The organism is Parabacteroides sp. D25, from assembly GCF_000307475.1.
Taxonomy (GTDB): domain Bacteria; phylum Bacteroidota; class Bacteroidia; order Bacteroidales; family Tannerellaceae; genus Parabacteroides; species Parabacteroides distasonis.
Map to the genome: position 1 here is coordinate 248,261 of NZ_JH976503.1, position 21,031 is coordinate 269,291.

The 21,031-nt window shown below is 48.0% G+C and carries 20 protein-coding genes and 2 tRNA genes; 5 read left to right on the plus strand and 17 right to left on the minus strand.

Annotated elements, in window-relative coordinates; all coding sequences use genetic code 11:
• Position 1: 1 nt before the first annotated feature.
• Entirely contained in the window at positions 2–1,030 is a 1,029-nt protein-coding gene (locus HMPREF0999_RS11615) for an agmatine deiminase family protein (RefSeq protein WP_005856783.1), read from the minus strand.
• The gene (locus HMPREF0999_RS11620) at positions 1,020–2,369 is read right to left on the minus strand and encodes an MATE family efflux transporter (RefSeq protein ID WP_009275985.1); all 1,350 of its coding nucleotides are present in this window, start codon (positions 2,367–2,369) and stop codon (positions 1,020–1,022) included. Before HMPREF0999_RS11620 ends, HMPREF0999_RS11615 begins: the two co-directional genes overlap by 11 nt.
• A 62-nt stretch (positions 2,370–2,431) precedes the next feature.
• Here HMPREF0999_RS11620 and HMPREF0999_RS11625 point away from each other — a divergent pair, with 62 nt between their 5' ends.
• Entirely contained in the window at positions 2,432–2,908 is a 477-nt protein-coding gene (locus HMPREF0999_RS11625) for a GAF domain-containing protein (protein ID WP_008780557.1), read from the plus strand.
• 151 nt (positions 2,909–3,059) lie between these two features.
• Here HMPREF0999_RS11625 and HMPREF0999_RS11630 read toward each other — a convergent pair whose 3' ends face one another.
• The 9 genes from HMPREF0999_RS11630 to HMPREF0999_RS11670 all read right to left on the minus strand — a co-directional run bounded on the left by HMPREF0999_RS11630 (position 3,060) and on the right by HMPREF0999_RS11670 (position 13,172).
• Positions 3,060–5,939, minus strand: coding sequence for a PD-(D/E)XK nuclease family protein (locus HMPREF0999_RS11630; protein WP_009275986.1), 2,880 nt, complete (start codon positions 5,937–5,939; stop codon positions 3,060–3,062).
• Positions 5,940–6,008: 69 nt separating this feature from the next.
• On the minus strand, positions 6,009–7,001 hold the full coding sequence (gene mgrA / locus HMPREF0999_RS11635; protein WP_005856758.1) for an L-glyceraldehyde 3-phosphate reductase: 993 nt from the start codon (positions 6,999–7,001) through the stop codon (positions 6,009–6,011).
• Positions 7,002–7,023: 22 nt separating this feature from the next.
• Positions 7,024–8,556 (minus strand): sulfatase, encoded by a 1,533-nt coding sequence (locus tag HMPREF0999_RS11640; RefSeq protein WP_009275987.1) that lies wholly within the window; start codon positions 8,554–8,556, stop codon positions 7,024–7,026.
• A gap of 181 nt (positions 8,557–8,737) precedes the next feature.
• The gene (locus HMPREF0999_RS11645) at positions 8,738–9,199 is read right to left on the minus strand and encodes a DUF4293 domain-containing protein (RefSeq protein WP_005862150.1); all 462 of its coding nucleotides are present in this window, start codon (positions 9,197–9,199) and stop codon (positions 8,738–8,740) included.
• Positions 9,200–9,275: 76 nt separating this feature from the next.
• Positions 9,276–9,608 carry a DNA-directed RNA polymerase subunit omega gene (locus tag HMPREF0999_RS11650; protein ID WP_005856752.1) on the minus strand — a complete coding sequence of 111 codons (333 nt, stop codon included), beginning with the start codon at positions 9,606–9,608 and terminating at the stop codon, positions 9,276–9,278.
• 24 nt (positions 9,609–9,632) lie between these two features.
• On the minus strand, positions 9,633–10,442 hold the full coding sequence (locus tag HMPREF0999_RS11655) for an outer membrane protein assembly factor BamD (RefSeq protein ID WP_005856750.1): 810 nt from the start codon (positions 10,440–10,442) through the stop codon (positions 9,633–9,635).
• Positions 10,443–10,508: 66 nt separating this feature from the next.
• Positions 10,509–10,934, minus strand: a complete 426-nt coding sequence (locus tag HMPREF0999_RS11660) for a hypothetical protein (protein WP_005856748.1) — start codon at positions 10,932–10,934, stop codon at positions 10,509–10,511.
• Between the two features lie 20 nt (positions 10,935–10,954).
• Positions 10,955–12,256 (minus strand): phenylacetate--CoA ligase family protein, encoded by a 1,302-nt coding sequence (locus HMPREF0999_RS11665; protein ID WP_008772099.1) that lies wholly within the window; start codon positions 12,254–12,256, stop codon positions 10,955–10,957.
• 106 nt (positions 12,257–12,362) lie between these two features.
• Positions 12,363–13,172: a DUF1080 domain-containing protein gene (locus HMPREF0999_RS11670; protein ID WP_005856744.1), complete on the minus strand. Its 810-nt coding sequence runs from the start codon at positions 13,170–13,172 to the stop codon at positions 12,363–12,365.
• A gap of 114 nt (positions 13,173–13,286) precedes the next feature.
• Here HMPREF0999_RS11670 and HMPREF0999_RS11675 point away from each other — a divergent pair, with 114 nt between their 5' ends.
• Entirely contained in the window at positions 13,287–13,925 is a 639-nt protein-coding gene (locus tag HMPREF0999_RS11675; protein WP_005856741.1) for an HAD family hydrolase, read from the plus strand.
• 256 nt (positions 13,926–14,181) lie between these two features.
• Here the strand turns inward: HMPREF0999_RS11675 and HMPREF0999_RS11680 are convergent, their stop codons facing one another.
• From HMPREF0999_RS11680 to HMPREF0999_RS11705, 6 genes are all read right to left on the minus strand, one after another.
• Positions 14,182–14,664, minus strand: a complete 483-nt coding sequence (locus tag HMPREF0999_RS11680; protein ID WP_008772096.1) for a porin family protein — start codon at positions 14,662–14,664, stop codon at positions 14,182–14,184.
• A gap of 43 nt (positions 14,665–14,707) precedes the next feature.
• Positions 14,708–16,348 carry a dipeptidase gene (locus HMPREF0999_RS11685; protein ID WP_005856738.1) on the minus strand — a complete coding sequence of 547 codons (1,641 nt, stop codon included), beginning with the start codon at positions 16,346–16,348 and terminating at the stop codon, positions 14,708–14,710.
• A 12-nt stretch (positions 16,349–16,360) separates the two neighbouring features.
• A complete protein-coding gene (gene nhaD / locus HMPREF0999_RS11690; protein WP_005856736.1) occupies positions 16,361–17,770 on the minus strand; it encodes a sodium:proton antiporter NhaD in 1,410 nt (469 codons plus the stop codon).
• A gap of 4 nt (positions 17,771–17,774) precedes the next feature.
• Entirely contained in the window at positions 17,775–18,620 is an 846-nt protein-coding gene (gene nfo, locus HMPREF0999_RS11695; RefSeq protein WP_005856734.1) for a deoxyribonuclease IV, read from the minus strand.
• A 28-nt stretch (positions 18,621–18,648) separates the two neighbouring features.
• Positions 18,649–19,125, minus strand: a complete 477-nt coding sequence (locus HMPREF0999_RS11700; protein ID WP_005856732.1) for a PaaI family thioesterase — start codon at positions 19,123–19,125, stop codon at positions 18,649–18,651.
• 107 nt (positions 19,126–19,232) lie between these two features.
• On the minus strand, positions 19,233–19,772 hold the full coding sequence (locus tag HMPREF0999_RS11705; protein ID WP_005856730.1) for a pyruvoyl-dependent arginine decarboxylase: 540 nt from the start codon (positions 19,770–19,772) through the stop codon (positions 19,233–19,235).
• A gap of 196 nt (positions 19,773–19,968) precedes the next feature.
• Between HMPREF0999_RS11705 and HMPREF0999_RS11710 the strand changes: the two genes are divergently transcribed.
• The 3 genes from HMPREF0999_RS11710 (at position 19,969) to HMPREF0999_RS11720 (ending at position 20,940) form a co-directional block, all read left to right on the plus strand.
• A complete protein-coding gene (locus HMPREF0999_RS11710; protein WP_005856728.1) occupies positions 19,969–20,616 on the plus strand; it encodes a superoxide dismutase in 648 nt (215 codons plus the stop codon).
• 148 nt (positions 20,617–20,764) lie between these two features.
• Positions 20,765–20,838: transfer RNA gene (locus tag HMPREF0999_RS11715), tRNA-Thr, on the plus strand.
• Positions 20,839–20,857: 19 nt separating this feature from the next.
• A tRNA-Tyr gene (locus HMPREF0999_RS11720) sits at positions 20,858–20,940 on the plus strand.
• The last annotated feature ends 91 nt before the right edge of the window (positions 20,941–21,031 follow it).

Sequence of the window (21,031 nt, forward strand, 5' to 3'; positions counted from 1 at the left end):
ATTATTCGATAAAGCTTTCCGGATATTGCATCGTCACGCAATGCAGGGAACCGTGTTGCTTGATAAGCGGAAGGCAATTGATACCCACGATCTCACGGTCCGGGAACGCTTCCCGCAAAGCCGCTTTAGCGATCTCATCTTTCGGTGAGTCATAGAACGGAACCAATACGGCCCCATTCATGATCAGGAAATTAGCGTAGGTAGCGGGCAAGCGCTCCCCTTCCCATTCCACCTTATCGGCCATCGGAAGTGGAATCAGACGATAAGGCTCCCCATTCGCCCTAGTAAACTCCTTGATCTCCTCCTCCATCGCCTTCAATTCCTCATAATGCTCGTCTTCCTCATCCTCGCAACGGACATAAGCGATCGTATCCTCGCTACAGAAACGGGCGAGCGTATCCACGTGGCTATCCGTATCGTCTCCGGCTAAATAACCGCTGGTAATCCAAAGGATACGATCCAAGCCAAATACGTCTTTCAAATAACGTTCCAATTCCTCCTGTTGCAAATACTCATTACGGTTTACGGATGCCAGACACTCAACGGTAGTCATCAACGTACCTTTCCCATCCGATTCGATACTACCGCCTTCCAGCACGAAAGGTTGCATATTAGCGGGCACCACCTCACCGGAGAAGGTCTTCATATGACAAAGGTTACGGGTAATCAGATTATCATGATTGGCGGCGAACTTCATTCCCCAGCCATTGAACACGAAATCATAAAGCATGGGCGTTCCCTCATCGAAGACGGAAATTCCCCCGTGATCCCGTGCCCACGTATCGTTCGTATCCATCTCACGGAAAATGACACGGTCGTAATCAACCTCACCCAATTGTTCACGTACGGCGGTCTCGTCCGGACAGACAATCAATAACTTCTCTCGCTTGATCACTTCCTTGGCGATAGCCACGAAGCAAGGAATCACCTCGTCCAATATCGGGGCCCAATCCGTATTCTCATGCGGCCACGTAAGCTGCACGGCACTTTGCGGATACCATTCCGCAGGTAATATCACGTTATGTTCCATATTTGAATTGTTTAAATTGTTTCACAAGCACGATCGCCGTCACGATCGCCGCCACCGTATCGGCGATAGGCATACTGATCCAGACACCGAGAGTTCCGAATAACGGGGGGAGGAGGATTAAACAGGGTATCAAGAAAAGCATCTGCCGGGTCAAGGAGAGAAAGATCGCTTTCTTAGACATGCCGATGGAAAGGAAGAAGTTAGTCGCCACCATCTGGAAGCCCACGATCGGGAATACGGCGAAGACGATGTGCAGGCCATAAGAGGCGGCACTGATCAACTCCCCGTCACTCGTAAACATACGGACGATCCACGACGGCACCAACTGGCAAAGCAAGAACCCCAGCGTAGCCACTCCTACCGCCCAGCGCATCGTCAGCCGGGTCACGTCCGTCACCCGGGAATAGAGTCGGGCACCATAATTATAACCGGCTATCGGTTGCATACCCTGATTAAATCCCATGATAATCATCACGAAAAGAAAAGCGATACGGTTCACGATACCATAAGCGCCAATCGCCATATCTCCCCCATGCTCTTTCAATCCCCGGTTGATAAGGATCACGATCAAGCAGGAACAAAGGTTCATCAAGAACGGAGATAAACCGATCGACAAGATGCCTTTCACGATCTCCGAGCGCAGCCTATAAATACCTTTCTTGAAATGAAGGAGTTGTTTCGGTCTCGAGAAATGGATCAACTGTCCGGTAAGCGAGATCACCTGCGAGATCACCGTCGCCCAAGCCGACCCTTTGATACCCCATCCAAACCCAAAGATAAACAACGGATTCAAGGCGCAATTGATAACGACCGACGCTAACGTAGCATACATCGCCATCTTCGGGAACCCCGAGGAGCGCAAGACCGCGTTTAATCCCAGATACATATGCGTAACCACATTGCCATACAGAATAATCCGCATATAATCACGGGCATATGAGATCGTGTTCTCACTAGCACCGAAAAAGTACAGCACGGGATCAAGCAAGAACAAGAAAGCGATCGTGAAAGCGACGCCCAGAACCACATTCAAGATCAACACATTCCCCAATACCTTATTCGCCCCCTCATAATCTTTCTGCCCCAGCTTCACGGCAACCAACGTAGAGGCACCGACTCCCACCAACGAACCGAAGGCGGCCGCCAAGTTCATCAACGGAAAGGTCAAGGCTAGGCCGGAAATCGCTAACGCCCCCACTCCATGGCCAATAAAAATGCTATCGGCCATATTATATAAAGAAGAAGCTGTCATTGCGATAATCGCAGGAATCGCATATTGCGTAAGTAATTTACCGATAGGCTCGGTCCCTAATACCAATGGAGAATTTTGTTTTGTCATGCCGCGAAGATACGGATATTTCGATTTATTCTTTATATTCGCGACCTTATAATAGTTTAAATATGGCAGAGGAACTACGGATTAAAAATGGTGATAAACAGGAAATGTATGAGACGTTGCTCCCGCAAATCGCCTCATTGGTAGGTAACGAGACCGACCTAATCGCTAACATGGCGAACGTCGCCGCAGCACTCAAGCAAACTTTCGGTTTCTTTTGGGTGGGTTTCTACCGGGTCATAGACAATCAGTTGGTATTAGCGCCTTTTCAAGGCCCTATCGCCTGTACACGAATCAAATACGGAAAAGGGGTATGCGGCACGGCTTGGAAGGAGACCCGTACGATCATCGTACCGGATGTAGACGCTTTCCCGGGACATATCGCTTGTAGCTCGGCGTCACGCTCTGAGATCGTAGTTCCCGTGATATGGGAGGATAAGGTAATCGCTGTCCTTGATATAGACAGTGATCAACCGGATAGTTTCGATGAGACTGATCAGATCTTTTTGGAAAAGATAGTGGAATTGCTTCCTCATCAGTAAGCCTCGCCTCAGTACTTCCCAAGAAGTACTGTAGTACTGCCTAAGAGGTACTGCAGTACTTTGTAAGGAGTACTCCAGTACTCTCCGAAGAAATACCACAGTACTTCGCAAGGAGTACTCCGGTACTCTCCCTGAAGTACCGGGACAAATGCTACTTACCGCAAATACCCTTAAATGGACAATAAGAACAAGCCTTCCCCGTAGGGGTTTGCGTAAAGGGAATTTCCGGATTGAAGATCTCGTCCAAGCAGCCCCGCAGCCCCTCCTCGAACGCTTGGGCATAACCGGAGAAATCCTCTACCTTCTCCGACTTCCCCCGTTCGATACGGTGGTAGACCGATGGGTCGAACGGATCGGCGAAAAGGGAACGGACGTAATAAATGCCCGGTTGTATCGTCTTTCCTTTGTTCTCGGTGAGATGGGCGTACATCCAGCAATACATGAATACCTGCATCACGGCTTTCGCACGATCTTTCTCCTCCTTGTTGAATAGGCTCTCGATACTACTGAAAGTCGTAGTTCCGCTACCGCTCTTGTAATCGATGATACGGATAGCGTCGCGAACCTCGTCCACACGGTCGATAAAGCCTTTCAACCGGATCTCGGAATAGTCGGAAAGGCTGATCAGACCGTTTATCTTACGCTCGGACTCGATGTAAACGAAAGGGGTCAGCTTGCCGTCACGCTCCAAGATTTTCTCCACGTATTTGCGGATCATCTCGCCGATCAGGTAGTTTTGTCCGGTAAGGGAGCGAACCACCTCTGTCTTGAAAAACTCGCTGGCGAAAGCCCGGGCGATAGCTCCGGTAAGCAAGGCCGTATCCTTACGGATCGCTTTCAGCAAATCCACGGTAACCATCTTCCCTTGGAACGGCTTGTAAAGCTCCTCCATCACTTTATGTAAGATACTTCCGAATACATCGCTCTCGATCGTCTCGCTCACCTCCTCTTCCTCTCGAATGCCTTCCACGACGGAAAAATAGAATTTCAACGGGCAATCCAGATACGTATTGATAGCGCTCGCCGAGATCGCCTTGCTCCCCCCTTTCCGGTAAGCGTCTAAACGGCGCATGATATCCTCCCTTTTCGGCACGGCCAATGGCGGGGTCTTGGAGGAAGATACGTTATAGACCACCAATTTATCTCGCATCGGCACCTCATAATGATAATGCAGCTGGTGGACAAAGCGACTTACCTCTCCCGTCTGCAATCCGTTGCTGCGGGTATCGTATAAAAGGCTCACGTGGCTGGCACGCTCTATCAAACGATAGAAATGGTAGGCCCATACGCTATCTTGATGCTCGTAGGTAGGCAACCCGAAACCCCTGCGTAGGTTATAAGGGATAAAGGAGTTCGCCGCTTTCCGTTGCGGGAAAATACCCTCGTTCATGGATAAGATAATCAGACGGTCGAAATCCAAGGCACGGGTCTCGAGCACACCCATAATCTGGAGGCCGGAAAGCGGCTCGCCGTGGAAGGGGATCGTAATGGTATCAGTCACCCGCTTCAATAGGCGGAAGAAGGTATCTATTTTCATCTCTATACGAGCGTCTTTCATTACCTCTTTCATGCGGTTTACCGTGGTGAAATAATGGAAGATGAACTCTTGCTCCAAATCGTTCGTCCGCTGGGGTGCGTCCTCCTCTTCCTCATCGGAAAGGGCGGACATAACCTTGTTCAGCTCTTCCAACACCTTGATCAGATAATCCGAGAAGGCCTCCACCCCGGTCACCGGCGTGAACAGGATTTCTAGCAAAGGCGTTTTCCCTAACTCCGTATGCGAGATATAGATCTTGTTGTTCTCCGTGATCTCTTTCACCAAGGAGGAAATAATCTCCGGTGAGGTGGAGAGGATGTAGCGATGGTTCAATACCGGCAGCACGTCACGGAAATAGAACAACGGATTCCGGTCTATGTAGCGTACGTTCTTCTGCAACGCCAAGATATACTCGATCAACGAGGCGACCGGGGTTCCCGCCAAGGGATAACCCATCGTGACGTTGATACGCCGGATTTGCTCCGGTATGGCGTTCAGCACCGGGATCAGCAGATGTTCATCGGGCAAGATCACCGCCGTACGCAGGGCTTCTTCCGAACTCATCTCCGCTTCCTTGCACCAATCGCTCAACAGGGTGTAGACGTGCTTGGCCTGCCCGATACCAGAAGGGATGCCGATCACCTCAATCTCGGTCTTTATCTTCTCCTCGGGGGGTAATTTCATCGAGGAAGGGAAGCTCTTCAGGTTACGGGAGACGAAGTAAGAAGCCTTATTATCCGGATCGGTTACCTTATCGGATACATAATCCCAATAGAAATCCGCTATCTCCCGCTTCTGCAACTGGGCTAAGAAACGTTCTTCCGATACGGACAAGGCGTTCAAACCGACGAAGACAATTCGCTCGTAAGGTAAATCCGGAGACTCGCCCCGTTCCATGCTTTCCACGACCTCCCGGAAGATCATGCCCTCGTAACCTTTTCCCTCGGCGGCCAAGGTCGCACGGAATTCCTCATAGAGATCGTATAGCACTTGCCAGACCGCCAAGAACTGTTGCTGGTTCGGCGTATCGCCCCGGGGATAAAAACTGGACCAGAAACTACGGATAGCGGCGATCTGCTCATCACTTAAGAAATCGAAATCATTCTCTATCTCCCGTAGGTCCGTCACGTTACTGAATAGCATGCGGGCATTTGCCATGTACTTATCGATATCGTCGAAGTCGTTGAGCAACATCTCGCCCCAATACAGGAATTCATCGAAAGTCTCGGTGGAACCGCTTTGGCGGATGTAGATGTCGTACAGGGTAAAAAGCATACTGATCCGGTCGGCGGATTGTTTTCCGCTCAACTGGATAAAGAGATCGTTGATCGTAAGGATTGTCGGAGAGAAAAGGGGAATATCGGCTACCTCCGAGAGATATTTCTGGAAGAAAAGCCCCGTACGCCGGTTTGGGAAAACAAAGGCCAGACGACTGACCTCCGCCCCCCATTTCTCGTAAAAAAGAGACGCTACTTGATATAAGAACGGTTTCATTTATTCAAAAATTTGTACAGGCTGTAGAGACGGGGCACGCCCCGTCTCTACAATCGGATACGATTCACGTTATATTAAGATGTTCTCTATCTCCTGCAATTCTTCCCCGGAGAAAGAGATATTATCTAACGCTTTCAGGTTATCCATCAATTGGGCGACAGAGCTAGCGCCAATTAATACGCTAGTTACCCGTTCGTCCTTTAATAACCAAGCGAGCGCCATCTCCGCCAAGGTCTGTCCACGGCGGGCGGCTACCTCGTTTAGCTTACGGGCCTTTTCCACGGCCTCCGGGGTAACTTGAGAGGTCTGCAAATGACCGGTCGATTTCGCCGCACGGGAATTCTCCGGAATTCCACGCAAATACTTATCCGTAAGCAAGCCTTGCGCCAACGGCGAGAACGCTATCATACCCACACCCTCTTCCTTCAATACAGGCAATAAATCCGGTTCCGTCCAACGATCGAACATCGAATAGCGGGCTTGGTGAATCAAGCAAGGCACCTTATGCTCTTTCAGTACGGCCAAAGCCTTACGGGTCTGGTCTGCGTCATAGTTGGAGATACCTACATACAAAGCCTTTCCTTGCCGGACGATATCAGCCAAGGCCCCCATCGTCTCCTCGATCGGAGTCTCCGGGTCCGGACGATGGGAGTAAAAGATATCCACATATTCCAGTCCCATCCGTTTCAAGCTCTGATCCAAGCTAGCCATTAAATATTTACGGCTTCCCCAATTCCCATACGGTCCCGGCCACATATCGTAGCCCGCCTTCGTAGAAATAATCATCTCATCCCGATAAGCGCCCAAGCCCTTCTTCAATATCCGGCCAAAATTCTCCTCCGCCGATCCGTAGGCCGGGCCATAATTATTCGCCAAGTCGAAATGAGTCACGCCATGATCGAATGCGGCGTGAGCGATCTGGATAAAATTACTGAACACATCCACACTACCAAAGTTGTGCCACAATCCCAAGGAAACGGCCGGCAATAAGATACCGCTCCGTCCGCACCGCCGATATACCATATCCGCATAGCGATTCTCTTCCGCTTTGTAAAACTCCATATGCTCTTTCTTTTTTTAATTATTATATCTCATCCGGCCAAGGAACCGGTTTACCTGTCGCCTTAAACGACGGACGTTGCCCGTCCACTTTCCGTAAATACGTACCCAATTCCCCGGACAGACGCTTTACGATATCGGGATGCTGCCTTGCCACATCATTATGTTCCCCTATATCCTCCGGGATATTAAACAATTCCTTCTTCCCCGTCTCGTAATAATAGATCAGTTTCCAGTCTCCATTACGAACCGAGCAAGTCGGACCGATTCCCGGCCCGTCATTACCCCATATATTCGGGCAGTTCCAGAATAAGCTACGTCCCACGGAAGGATCTCCCGTACCTTTTAATAAAGGCATGAAACTGACGCCATCTATCGGCTGTACAGTCTTATACCCCTTTATGCCTGCCATCTCCAAGATAGTTGGATAGAAATCCTCGATAATCAAGTATTTATCACATTTGCTTCCCGGCTTCACCACCCCCGGCCAACGCACGATCATAGGCTCACGGACTCCTCCCTCATAGGCGGAGCCTTTACCACTGTTCAAGGGATAGTTTTGCGTATGGATCTCTCCGTCACGCCATCCGGGCTCGCTGGAAAGACCGCCGTTATCGCTCATGAAGATCACGACCGTGTTATCCGCCTCGCCATTCTTCTCCAACCAGTTCATCAAATCGCCCAGACTCTTATCCATACCCTCTATCAAGGCAGCGTAAGCCGCCTCTTTAGCCGTTAACCCCTTATCGATATATTTCTGGTAGAAACGCTTGTCCTTATCAATCGGGATATGGATCGCATAATGTGACATATATAGGTAGAACGGCTGGTTATATTTCTTAGCCTTGTCCAACGCCTTGATCGCCTCCTGCGTCAAGGCCTCCGTAGCGAAGGTGTCGCTTCCCCAATACTTTTCCAATCCGGGGATAGCGTTCGGAGCGTAAGGTTTACCATCCTTGGTATGCCCGTAATTATTCTCGCCGAGGTAACTGGCGAGACCTCCGGCGGCATGCCCGGCTATATTGACCTCGAATCCCCAATGATGCGGGTCCTCCCCCGGGGTATCGATCGCCCCAAAGTGCGCCTTGCCGCAATGGATCGTATGATATCCGTTATTCTTCAATATCTGCACGAATGAAGTACCCACAAACGTATTATTCGTCCCGCTCACTTGAGCCACGCCGTTATAATTCCAATCCGGCAGGGTAAGCACATCACTCTCCCGGTCAGTCGTCTTATCCTTAAAAAGTGTCCAGTTCGTAACCCGGTGACGGGCGGCATTCGTCCCCGTGATCAAGCTGCAACGGGTAGGCGAGCTGATACTGCTAGCGTAGGCTTGGGTAAACATCATGCCCCCTTTCGCCAATCGCTCCATGTTCGGGGTCTCATATACCTCATTATAATGCGTCTTTTGGATCCAAAAAGGTAAGGACGTATCCTCCCATCCCATATCATCAACCAAGAACAGGATGATATTCGGGGGACGACTGGCACTCTGGGCGTTCGCTACCGCCGATACCGACAATAAAGCGATGGGAATAAACTGAGTCTTCTTCATGATAGGCAACGGATATTTGTATTCTACGAAAGTAGATATATTTCACCGAAAAACAATATTGTTTCATATACAAAATAATATTGTCTTATGTATTATACTTTTCCGGACATAAAATAAGGGACCCTTGACAAAAAGAGTCCCTTACCTAATATCTTTTACCCAATGATTTATCCGGAAAGCCTTAACGCAAACGATCCAAAGAACGTACCAGCGCCTCATCGGCCCCGATATTACGGATCGCCAGATAATCCAAGATCAGATTGACCAACGGGAAGGAAAGAGCGATCTTAACACTTACGCTGGCACCTTCCATATCCCCCTTCAAGGAATAGATCAAGAAGGCAAAGAAACCATAAAAGCCCAATATCAGCAATGCGTTGAACACGCAAAGACGGATTTGCAGGATTCTTTTCTTATATAAGAAGATCGTTACCAAGGCAATGATAGCGATGATAGCAGTCAAGGCAAATAAGCCCCACGCCGGGTATAGTAATTCCGGCTCACCGATCATCGTGCTCAACCCGCTAGCATCGAACGAGAAGAGGGCGTCTCCTTGTTGCAACACGGCCAACGGCAAGAATAAGGTAGCGACCGTAAGCGCCACGATAATTAGCAGGTAAACAGTTTGTATTCTTTGTAACATGGTAATTAGTTCGTTTTAAATGGAAAGGCCGACTCATTTGAGGGTCAGCCTTTCCGATGTTCAAAAATATTTCTTCTTAGAAGTTATTCTTCTCTTTAGCAGGATTCTTGTAATAAACCTTGCCATCCTCGTACTCTTGAGCGGCGATCAACGTTGATTTCGGAAGTTTCTCATAGTAGCGTGAAATCTCGATCTGCTCACGGTTTTCAAAGACTTCCTCCAAGTTGTCATTGTAAGAAGCGAACTCTTGAAGTTTCTTTTCCAGATCTTGTTTCATCTCAACACTAATCTGATTCGCCCGTTTTGAAATGATAGCGACTGTCTCATATACGTTACCCGTTTCTTCACTTAACTTCATCATGTCACGGGTTACCGTATTGGTAGGAGCGTTTGATTTTCTGTAATCCATTTTCGTTTTATTGATTAAATTCGCTTAATATGCATCTGTAATTCGCTTGCTGGCATAGTCGTAGAACTTCGTTACCTGCTTTACGTAGTTACCTTCCGGATACTCGTTCATGTAGTTGTAATACTCGTCAACCACATCCCGGTAACGGCCCTGCAACTTCTCCTCTACGGATACTAGCGCCAACTCGTACTTCGCACGGATGATAAGGAACATGAATTCCTCACGATACTTGGAATACGGGTAATTCTTCAAGGCGTTCTGCGCCGTGATCACGCAAGACTGGAAGTTATTCCCCATATAGGTACCTAGATTGAAATACAAGCGGGTGGCCATCAATTCCTTGTAAGCCAACTTCTCCTGAAGCTCGAACATGATGTTCTGCGCTTCCTCGGCCCGTTCACTTTGCGGATAATACTCCAAATAAAGTTGCAACTGCTCGATCGCCTTATACGTCTGCGACTGGTCTAACCGGGGATCCGGAGAGTCCAGATACAAACCATAACCGGAATAGAAACGGGATAATTCCGTAAACTCCCCTTTCGGATAGGTCGTATAATAGGTCTCGAAGTATTGCGAAGCCGTCTGATAATCTTTCTGACCGTAATAGCTTTGCGCCAACAAGTACAAGGACTCCTCGGCATAAGCTGTTCCTTTAAAGATTGTAACCAGTTCATCCAGCAGAGTAGCGGATTTCGAGTATTGCTTCGCGTTGAAGTATTTCTTCGCGTACGAATATTTCAATTCGTAATCCGTGCTCTTCAGTATCTTATTATACTCTCCACAAGAGGATAATAGTACTGTCATCATCATCAGTAAAAATACAACCTTTTTCATTCACATACTTTTAGCGTGCAAAATTAGTGCTTTTAGGCGAATAAATGAAACCCAAAACGTTAATATTTACAACTTATATAAATCGCTAGCAGCGATCAATTCCAATTTATTCGCTTTCAAAACCTCCGCGCACTTATTGACATCGTCCGGACGGATGATCACGTTAGCAGCGTCGCCTTGAGAAAAAGCGTACATATATTCAATGAAGATCCCGGCCGAGGTAATGATATCCATCGCCTTTGCCAAGGCTCCCGGCTGGTTGGGACAATGCAAGCATACCACGTCGGCCACGCTTACAGCGTATAACTTTTCACGAAGCACGGATATCGCTTTCTCCGTATCGGATACGATTAGGCGAAGGATACCGAAATCGGAATTCTCGGCTACCGTGAAAGCGGACATATTGACCCCTGCCTCCCCTAATATCTTGGCGACTTCCGTAAAACGGCCTTTCTTGTTTTCCAGAAAGATTGATAATTGTTTTATTAACATAGTACTTAATCTTTTAGAGGTTATACTAACTTACGTTTATCGATCACGTGTTTTGCCTTACCCATACTACGTTCGATACTACGCGGCTCCACGATCTTGATGTCCGGTTGCAAACCGATCACGCTCTGCATGCGGGCGGCGATCTTCTTTTTCAAGGCGATCATCTTGTTCATCTCGTCCGAGTAGTATTCTTGGCGAACCTCCACCTGTATCTGGAAAGTATCGGTATTGTTCATACGATCCACCACGATCAGGTAATGCGCCTCGAACTCCGGCAGCTCCAAAATTACGGATTCTACCTGAGACGGGAAAACATTTACGCCACGAATAATCAACATATCGTCACTTCTACCTAAAATACGTCCCATACGAACCGCCGTACGTCCACAGGCGCACTTCTCGTAAGTCAGCGAGGTCAAATCACGTGTACGGTAACGAAGCATCGGCATACCCTCCTTCGTAAGCGTGGTGAAGACCAACTCTCCTACTTGTCCCGGTTCCACCGGTTGTAAGGTATTCGGGTCCACGATCTCCGGGAAGAAATGGTCTTCCCACAGGTGGGTACCGTTCTGGCACTCACACTCGCCTCCAACGCCCGGACCGCAGATTTCCGTCAAGCCATAGATATCGTAAGCCTTGATATTTAGTTTCGTCTCTAATTCCTTACGCATATTCTCCGTCCAAGGCTCGGCACCGAACGCTCCGACACGTAGCTGGAATTCCTCCAAGGGAATACCGGACTGGTGGATGGTCTCCGCCAGATACAAGGCGTACGAGGGCGTACAAGCCAAACCCTTCGCACCGAAGTCGTGCATCAACTGGATTTGTTTCTGGGTATTACCGCTACTCATCGGGATCACCGTACCACCGATATTCTCCACTCCGGCATGGGCACCCAAGCCTCCGGTAAACATTCCGTAACCATAGGATACTTGCACGGAATCGTTCTTTGTCAAACCATAGGCGGTCAGACAACGAGCCACCACCTCGGCCCAAATACCCAAGTCCTTACGGGTATATCCCACGACGATAGGCTTACCTGTCGTACCGGAAGAGGCATGTAGACGGACAATCTCGGACATCGGCACGGCCATCAAGCCGAAAGGATAATTGTCACGCAAGTCTTGTTTTACCGTGAACGGTAATTTCGTTATATCATCTATTGTCTGTACATCGTCGGGAGTAATGCCCATCTCCTGCATTTTCTTACGATAAAACGGGGAGTTATGGTAAGCGTGTTCAACAACTCTTTTCAACCGTAGGCTCTGTAGTTTCCGCATTTCCTCACGGTCCATACATTCAATAGTTTCGTTCCAAATCATGGTATTTGTCTGTTATCTTTTAAAGTTAGTAGTCTAAATTCGCCGCAAAGTAACAACTTTTTTTAAATCGGTACTCTTTTGTTACGAAAAATTAGTCACGAGGCGATCATTTCAACTCCTTCACCTTGATATTGCGGAACGCTACCTCATCCCCATGATCCTGCAAAAGGATGTGTCCTTTCGGAGCCTCGCCGAAAGCACCACCCGCATTATAAGATGGATCAGCGTATTTACTGCCCTTCACCAAATCACGGAACTCCTTGCTGCCACGCTCGTACTCCAATACCTTCACACCATTCAGCCAGTGCTCTACGTGGTTGTTCGGGAATACCTTCACCACGGCCGTATTCCACTCTCCTACGCCGTTGAAATGGATGTTCTCGCTTTTCTTCAGATCATACAAGCTTCCAAGGGTACGACTACCGGGGAAAGTCGTGTAAAGCTTGGCATCCGGGTGCTTAGCGTCATCCAATAGCTGGAACTCCAAGCCGTAAGCGGAGCCTTTTTGCTTCTCTTGCTCGGTCACGAAGTATTTAATACCGCTGTTGGCCCCTTCGGTGATCTTAAAATCCACGCTGAACTCAAAAGCGGAATATTCACCCTCCGTAACGATATCGCCTCCGTTCGTAGACTCGCTACCGTCGGATTTCTGCACGATCAATTCGCCATCTTTCACCATCCATCCGTGATCCGGGAAAGCGTCTTTGTGCGCTCCACGCCAGCCTTTCGTTGTCTTACCATCAAAAAGGAGCGCCCAACCCTCGGCTTTCTCTTGGTCGGTCAATTGATTGATCGCCGGTGTAATTACGGCCATCGGTACTACCTTAGCTGTCTCTTCCGTGCTTTGCGTGTTTTTTCCACCGCAGGCGCAAAGGATCATAGCGCTCATGGCGGTACAAATTACTAGTGTCTTCATGTCTTATTTATTTTTAATATATATATAATCAAGCTATGTGTGCGTCCACAAAGATAATTGATTTCATAAAAAATAGACGTATCTTCGCGATATAAATATTAAATGATTATTTATATGAAACAACTAAAGACCGCCTTGTTCGATTTTGACGGCGTAGTAGTAGATACGGAACCTATTTACGATTTATTCTGGAACGATGCCGCTAAACGTTATGGCTTAGGTATCGATAATTTCGCTGATATTATAAAGGGTACGACCCTACCGTATATTCTGGAGAAGTATTTTTCCGGATATACGGAGGAGTTCCGCCAAATGGTGACCAAAGAATCTACAGAGTATGAGAAGACGATGCCCTTGCCTCCCATGCCCGGCTCCATCGAGTTCATCCGTATGCTGAAGGAGCACGGCGTACAGATAGGCTTGGTTACCAGCTCGGATAACGCGAAGGTGAAACGGGCTTTCGGGCTTCTACATCTGGACAATCTATTCGATACCCTAGTGACCGCCGACCGCATCACGCAAGGTAAGCCCGATCCGATGTGTTATCTATTGGCGGCGAAAGACTTGAACGTATCTCCCGAGGATTGTATCGTATTCGAGGATTCTTTCAACGGCATACAGTCCGGGAAGGACGCAGGGATGCGTGTCATCGGGTTAAGTACGACGAATCCGGCGGAATCTTTAAGAGATAAAGTATATGAGGTAATCCCCAATTTCGAGAAAGTCACGTTCGAGGATTATTTGAGATGGTAAGCAATCGAGAAAAAGGAAATGATTATTTCCTTCATTCCTTCACCTACCCCTTTACACACACCCACACACATGTATGCGTACATTAATAATACGCGTATGCGTATACGTGCGTGTGTGTGTAGGAGCCGGTGAAGGAATGAAGGAATAAAGGAAACGCCTGTACTGGCAATGGGCTACACCAGTATCGGCGAGAGCCGGAAGCAATACTGGTGTAACCCCACGGCAGTACTGCCGTGGGGCTGTCACTATATTGGGATCAGAAACTATATCCTACGCGAACGCCCAGCATGGCCTGATCGAAATCCTTGATGATATTATACTTCACCTCCAATCCTATCGAAAGATTGTCGGTAGCATAAACCTCACCGCCTAAACCGATATTGGCTCCCAGACGAGTCTCGTTATGAGAAAGGCCATGGCCCGCATCCCAATTCCAAAAGGACAGACTAAGCCCCGCTAATGGATAAAAACCGAACATCTCACTTAACTTCACTACATAATGAGCATTCAAGTCGATCGCCCAAGTGCTGTGATTGTCATTCTTTACGAAATAAGTAAGAGACGGGCTCAAACGTACCGCATCCGTGATACAATAGCGGTAATCAACTCCTAACGTGGCATTCTTCGAATCGAATCCATAACCGATGTTAAATCCCACGGCAGATTGTCCTTGCTGCGTCTGCGCATAAGCTCCCAGACTAAAGACTGCTAACATCAGCATCATTACAAACTTTTTCATACGCTTTCTTTCGTTTAGTTCAACATTAGATTATTATTGGTATTTATTTTACTTTCAGTCGATCGCCGGCACTCTTCACGATGCTACGGTAATAGTCCTCGTCATATCCGGGAAAATCGGGAGATGCGGGCTGGCCGTACGGATTACGCTTGAACTGTCCGTTCACCTCTTTCTTCACGTTTCCATCGATGTATTTTACCAGCAAATACTCACCCAATTGCTTCCAGCGGGCGGTAGCGGAGTCTGAATTAGTCGTGCTATACCACGTCAAGAACTTGACAGCCTCCGCCGGGTCCTTGGCATACAACTCCTGAGCCGCCTTATCGATAGCCGGTACGGTCTCTTGATAACCATTCTCCAACTCCTGCTGTACCTTACGGATATCCTGAATCATGAAGCTATATTTGTGGTAAGCCATATTAGCCACCCAGTTATGAATCCAGAAAGCGGAAGTCCAAGAGAAGTTCAGCAAATCGCCGTTTCCCACCCGATAGCACTCCGGAACATCCGTTACCGACGCATATACAGGAGTGAAGACCGCCATATCAGCGTCGTCCACGGCAAACCACAAGATACCACCGATAGCGTCCGGCAACCAGTTACGCATTTGTGGAACAATCACGAAGCCCGTTTGTTGCGTCGCTATGGCACGTTCATTCGTATATTCCTGCCCGTCTACCTCGAACGTCATCGGCCGCCAACGGTAAGGAACCTTATACGAGCCGGCACCGGCATCTTTCGTCATATCCAGATCCGTTCCCTCGTAATGGTCGCGCATGCCATTCTGTACATCTTGAACGGAAAGCTTACGATTCGGCTTGACATACAGAGGCATCGGCTCCTTGGAAGGATCACCCTTGATAAAATCCGTATACTGATCCATCGTGGTATCATATTTACGGAAGAAAGACCATACACGAGCCTCGCATCCACGCAAGGCGCTGAAATCATACGGGCAATAAGCCTTGGCGAAACTGAAATCAGCGTCCTTTCCCTTGAAATATCCTTTCTCACGGGCGAAAGAAACCACATCCGGCGAGTATATGCAATTCTCCTTATCGTCAAACGGTATCTGCTGGATACGGGACTGGTTGGCATGCGCCGAGATACAATCGTCCGGGATGCGGATCGCTACCCAAACGGCACCTTTGTTACCCGGTCCCTTACCGATCATCTCCATCACCCAAGCCTCGTTCTTATCGGCGATAGAGAACGTCTCGCCACTGCTGTAATAGCCATATTCCTTTACTAAGTCCGTCATGACCTTGATCGCCTCACGGGCCGACTTGGAACGTTGCAAAGCGATGTAGATCAAGCTACCGTAATCCATGATACCCGTCGTATCCACCAATTCATGGCGTCCGCCGAACGTACTCTCCGTGATAGCCACCTGATGCTCGTTCATGTTACCCACTACGGAATAGGTATTCTCCACTTGGGCGATCTTGCCCAGCGGTTTTCCCGTATCCCATTCCTTCACTTCCAACATGGCGCCCTTCGGCCATGTAGCGGCGGGCCAACGATACATCTCCCCATACAGGGAATGCGAGTCCGCCGCATAACTAATCATTACCGAACCGTCTGTCGAAGCCTTCTTGCCCACCAGCAAACCGGTACAGGCGATAGCCTCCACCCCAGATAACAGGGCGGCGCAAGCGGTTAATAAAATCCAACTCTTCTTCATATAAATAAAGTTTTAAGCAAATAAAAGCATATATACACCGGCGCCGCAACAATAGCCGATCAACGCCAAGATAGAGAACCGTTTCGTATAATACATAAAATCGATCTTCTCCAATCCCATTACCGTAACGCCCGTGGCCGAACCAATGATCAAGATGCTACCCCCCGTCACGGCACAATAAGCCAAGAAGGTCCAGAAACCACCGTCCGATACAAAGAACTGTGCGTAAGGCGATAAGTCGGCCACCTGCTCCACGATCGGGTACATACCCATCGTAGCAGCTACCAAGGCTACGTTATCCACGCAGGAGGACAAGGCACCGATCACGAAGCTGATCAGATACGGCTCATGTACATGCTTATCCAAGAAAGCGGACATGATACCCAACTGCCCGGAGGTCTCCAGCGCTCCCACGGCCATCAAGATACCCAAGAAAAAGAAAATCGTAGCCAAATCGATATTCGGCAACAATTGGGAAATACGGAGTTTCTGGGACTCATGCATGTGCAGCTTGCTATACATCAAATCCGTATAGAACCAAAGGATCACCAATCCCAGCAAGACGCCCAAGAACGGCGGCAAGTTCGTCACCATCTGGAAGACAGGCACCAACGCCAAGGAAAGCACGCCGATCACAAAGATCATCCGACGTGAGCGGTTCGGTATCTCTGGTATGTACTCGTCGCCTTGCTCCTCCTCGCTCAACACACGCAAGGTAGATCCTTTCTTGAACAACCAGAAATGGGCGATCGTCAACGGCACCAACATATTAACCAAAGCGGGGATAAATACGTGAGAGATCTGGTGCATCGCCGAGATATTCTTTCCGACCCAAAGCAAGATGGTCGTCACATCACCAATCGGCGACCATGAGCCACCGGCGTTCGCCGCTATAATCACCATACAGGCATATTTCAAACGATCCGTACGATCCGGTACCAGCTTACGCAACACCGCCATGATCACGATAGCGGCCGCCAAGTTATCCAACAAGGCAGAGAAGAAAAAAGTAGCGAAACTTATATACCACAACAGCTTACGTTTATTCGGCGTACGGATATACCCGGTCACGGCCCTAAAACCACCATGCTTATCCACGATATCCACGATCAACATGGAACACATCACGAAGAAAAGCGTCTCGGAGACGTTTCCTAAATGATAAACAATCGCACGGTTCGATATAAAATTAATAAATTGCTCATGCGGGGGCAAGCTGGCCATCTCCGGATTCTGGGTCAAGAACTCTTGAAAGATCGTACTGGAGCGTTCGACGAAAATATTGTAGGCATCGAACATCAATATCATCCACATAGAGATAGCCATGAACAACGCTATGGCCGCTTTATTTATTTTGATCTTATCCTCCAAGGCAATAGCGAGGATTCCTAAGACAAAAATGACAGGCATTAAAATGAACATATAATCAAGATTTTAATTGTTTATATAGAAGCTGTATCTCCTCCGGCCAAAGCGCCTCGTCCGGGGTCTCTAGGATTAAGGGCATATTGTCGAAACGGGGGTCCGCCATGATCATGCGGAAGGTATCAAGGCCCATCAAGCCTTTACCGATACTCTCGTGCCGGTCCACACGCGATCCCAAATCTTTTTTGGAATCGTTCAGATGCATACCTCTTAAATAAGAAAAGCCGATCACCTCGTCGAAATGACGGAATGTCTCGGCAAACCCCTCCGGTGTCTTTATATCGTAACCGGCGGCAAGCGTGTGCGCCGTATCGAGGCATACTCCTACCCGGCTCTTATCCTCTACCTCATTTATAATATAGGCGATCTGCTCGAAGGTATATCCCAAGTTCGAGCCTTGCCCCGCCGTATTCTCTATCACGGCACATACGCCACTCGTCTGAGCCAACGTGATATTGATCGACTCGGCGATGCGAGACAGGCAGGTATCCACCTCCATCTTCCCCAAATGGCTTCCGGGATGGAAATTCAGCATTTTCAGTCCCAGTTGCTCGCAGCGTGTCATCTCGTCCAGAAAAGCGTCACGGGATTTCTGCAATCCCTCGGCGTCTGGGTTCCCCAGATTGATCAAATAGCTATCGTGCGGCAAGATACATCCCGGATCGTAACCGTACGCTTCACACCGCTCCTTAAATAAATGGATACTGTCCGCCTTCAACGGCTGCGACTTCCATTGCCTCTGATTCCGGGTGAAAAGGGCAAAAGCCTTCGCACCGATCTCATGGGCATTAACGGGGGCATTCTCAACCCCACCGACCGCACTCACGTGAGCCCCAACATACTTCATAATAACCTAACTTTTCTTTTTATTTATACTAATGTTCATCCTCAGTCTTACACCCGCAAAAACCAAACTCCTCCATCGCACGTTCTTGCGGGGTGATGAAATAAACCATCTCGGCACGGGTACACAACTCATTCGCCGAGTTATAGATCTCGGTCTCTATGAAGATGGCGTTCCGTTTCCGGTCTGTCATCCGTCCCCGTATCGTCAGTTGGGGCTCGTCCGTAGAGATACTCTTCATAAACTTGGCGTCGAGGCGTGAGGTCACCCCGGAGGTCTGCAACTTCCTCAAGACCACCCAGCCGGCCAACTCATCCATCAGCGTAGTCTGTATACCTCCGTGCAACGTACGTAGCCATCCTTGGTAAGTACCTTGCGGCTTCCAGAACGCCACGATATCGTCACCATCCTCAAAAAACTCCATATGCAGCCCCAGCGGATTGTTCGGAGCGCAACCGAAACACATATAACCGTCCAGCCCTTCCCACGGATTAATTATCTTTTTCATATCACGAAAACAATATTTATATGTTTTTTGTTGCTCAAAGTTAACAAAAAAGCCGGCTCTTGAAAGGAACCGGCTCTATAAATATCACAAAAAATACTCAACACGACTTATTCCTCGATCTCCGGTTGAAGGAAATCCACGAAGCAAAGGGCGGCCAACGCCGTTCCATAGCGTTTCTCGATCGTAATTCCCTCGGTGATAAAGTTAAGCTCTCCAAGATAATACTTCCCATACGTCTTCTGATGAAGATCGTTAATAACACGGATCAGACGAGACTCAAGCTCCTCGATGCGGTAACGTCCGCTGACCTCACACACAAGGCCACCAACCTTCTCATCAAAGTTCTCATCCTTATACATCCATGCGTAAACCACACCAGCAGACACGAACTCATCCTGATATCCATGGGATACAGCCATGATCGTTTTCATTTCCGAACCAAATGGAGGAAGGTCTAGTTCATCCATGGTTGCCAGATGTGCCGTAGCGGGTATCACCGACGAATACGTCATGATATTAAAATCAGAGATACCGGCGTCATAAAGAGCCATGTGGTAAGAACCAGCGTGTTTCTCCAAGTCTGATTCGCCACTTCCTTTTGTAATAAAAAAGGTGTTTGGAATTAAATTCCCAACTTTCTTTACCATCTACAAATATGTTTTACTTATTAATAAAAGCTTAAGAGCGCACAAAAATAGAAACTTTTGCGATATATAACACATAGTTTTCCCTATAAAACTTTAGCCGCAAACATATTTTCACTAAAAAATCATCACCGAACCCAGAACTTTCATCCCCTCGGCTCTGTTTATATAGTAAATCAACATAAAAAACTAGAAGACAATGCTTACATTATGTTTAAGTTTATTATTAATGATCACAAATAGTCAAATAACAGATAAAAAAGAAGAAGTTATGAAATTCGAGTTAATCCAGTTACCGTACGCAAACGACGGTTTAGAACCAGTTATCAGCAAACAAACAATTGATTTCCATTACGGAAAACATTTATTGAACTATGTAAATACCCTTAATAAGCTGATTGAGGGCACGAAATTCGAGAACGCTCCGCTGGAGCAGATCGTTCGTGAGTCTGACGGAGCCATTTTCAACAATGCCGGCCAAGTATTGAATCACAATCTATATTTTACCCAATTCTCCCCGAACGGAGGTGGCGAACCTACGGGTAAGCTAGCCGAGGCTATCAAGTCTACGTGGGGATCGTTCGAGAACTTCCAGAAAGAGTTCGTGGCCGCCGGTACAGGCTTGTTCGGCTCAGGATGGGTATGGTTGGCTAAAGATAAAGACGGCAAACTTTCAATTACCAAAGAACCCAACGGTAGTAACCCGGTCGTTAAGGGATTGACTCCGATCATGGGATTCGATGTATGGGAGCATTCTTACTATCTGGATTACCAGAACCGCCGTGCGGATCATTTGAACGCATTGTGGAGGATTATCGACTGGGAAACCGTTGGTAAGAGATATTGATTTAATTTGATGTAAGTTACGTGTAGAGAAGAGCCGCCCGAGAGTTTTCCCGGACGGTTTTTTTCGTTCCCTTTTGAAAAAAAATGCCTCCAGCTATTGCATCGTAAGATATTATTACTACCTTTGCACCCGCAAACGAATAACAGATGCCTCTTTAGCTCAGTTGGCCAGAGCACGTGATTTGTAATCTCGGGGTCGTTGGTTCGAATCCGACAAGAGGCTCAAGAAAACATATTGGAATGGGCAGTTACCAGAGTGGCCAAATGGGGCTGACTGTAACTCAGCTGGCTTTCGCCTTCGGTGGTTCGAATCCATCACTGCCCACGAATAAAAAGGACTCTTCTTAGAGTCCTTTTTTGTTTCTATCCATAAAAAAAGTCCTTCCCTATCACTAGGAAAGAACTTTCAAAAAGCA

What these genes read in the sequence shown, in the direction of transcription:
- HMPREF0999_RS11615 (WP_005856783.1), bottom strand. Translation starts at nt 1,030, where the DNA reads ATGGAACATAACGTGATATTACCTGCGGAATGGTATCCGCAAAGTGCC.
- HMPREF0999_RS11620 (WP_009275985.1), bottom strand. Translation starts at nt 2,369, where the DNA reads ATGACAAAACAAAATTCTCCATTGGTATTAGGGACCGAGCCTATCGGT.
- HMPREF0999_RS11625 (WP_008780557.1), top strand. Translation starts at nt 2,432, where the DNA reads ATGGCAGAGGAACTACGGATTAAAAATGGTGATAAACAGGAAATGTAT.
- HMPREF0999_RS11630 (WP_009275986.1), bottom strand. Translation starts at nt 5,939, where the DNA reads ATGAAACCGTTCTTATATCAAGTAGCGTCTCTTTTTTACGAGAAATGG.
- mgrA (WP_005856758.1), bottom strand. Translation starts at nt 7,001, where the DNA reads ATGGAGTTTTACAAAGCGGAAGAGAATCGCTATGCGGATATGGTATAT.
- HMPREF0999_RS11640 (WP_009275987.1), bottom strand. Translation starts at nt 8,556, where the DNA reads ATGAAGAAGACTCAGTTTATTCCCATCGCTTTATTGTCGGTATCGGCG.
- HMPREF0999_RS11645 (WP_005862150.1), bottom strand. Translation starts at nt 9,199, where the DNA reads ATGTTACAAAGAATACAAACTGTTTACCTGCTAATTATCGTGGCGCTT.
- HMPREF0999_RS11650 (WP_005856752.1), bottom strand. Translation starts at nt 9,608, where the DNA reads ATGGATTACAGAAAATCAAACGCTCCTACCAATACGGTAACCCGTGAC.
- HMPREF0999_RS11655 (WP_005856750.1), bottom strand. Translation starts at nt 10,442, where the DNA reads ATGAAAAAGGTTGTATTTTTACTGATGATGATGACAGTACTATTATCC.
- HMPREF0999_RS11660 (WP_005856748.1), bottom strand. Translation starts at nt 10,934, where the DNA reads ATGTTAATAAAACAATTATCAATCTTTCTGGAAAACAAGAAAGGCCGT.
- HMPREF0999_RS11665 (WP_008772099.1), bottom strand. Translation starts at nt 12,256, where the DNA reads ATGATTTGGAACGAAACTATTGAATGTATGGACCGTGAGGAAATGCGG.
- HMPREF0999_RS11670 (WP_005856744.1), bottom strand. Translation starts at nt 13,172, where the DNA reads ATGAAGACACTAGTAATTTGTACCGCCATGAGCGCTATGATCCTTTGC.
- HMPREF0999_RS11675 (WP_005856741.1), top strand. Translation starts at nt 13,287, where the DNA reads ATGAAACAACTAAAGACCGCCTTGTTCGATTTTGACGGCGTAGTAGTA.
- HMPREF0999_RS11680 (WP_008772096.1), bottom strand. Translation starts at nt 14,664, where the DNA reads ATGAAAAAGTTTGTAATGATGCTGATGTTAGCAGTCTTTAGTCTGGGA.
- HMPREF0999_RS11685 (WP_005856738.1), bottom strand. Translation starts at nt 16,348, where the DNA reads ATGAAGAAGAGTTGGATTTTATTAACCGCTTGCGCCGCCCTGTTATCT.
- nhaD (WP_005856736.1), bottom strand. Translation starts at nt 17,770, where the DNA reads ATGTTCATTTTAATGCCTGTCATTTTTGTCTTAGGAATCCTCGCTATT.
- nfo (WP_005856734.1), bottom strand. Translation starts at nt 18,620, where the DNA reads ATGAAGTATGTTGGGGCTCACGTGAGTGCGGTCGGTGGGGTTGAGAAT.
- HMPREF0999_RS11700 (WP_005856732.1), bottom strand. Translation starts at nt 19,125, where the DNA reads ATGAAAAAGATAATTAATCCGTGGGAAGGGCTGGACGGTTATATGTGT.
- HMPREF0999_RS11705 (WP_005856730.1), bottom strand. Translation starts at nt 19,772, where the DNA reads ATGGTAAAGAAAGTTGGGAATTTAATTCCAAACACCTTTTTTATTACA.
- HMPREF0999_RS11710 (WP_005856728.1), top strand. Translation starts at nt 19,969, where the DNA reads ATGCTTACATTATGTTTAAGTTTATTATTAATGATCACAAATAGTCAA.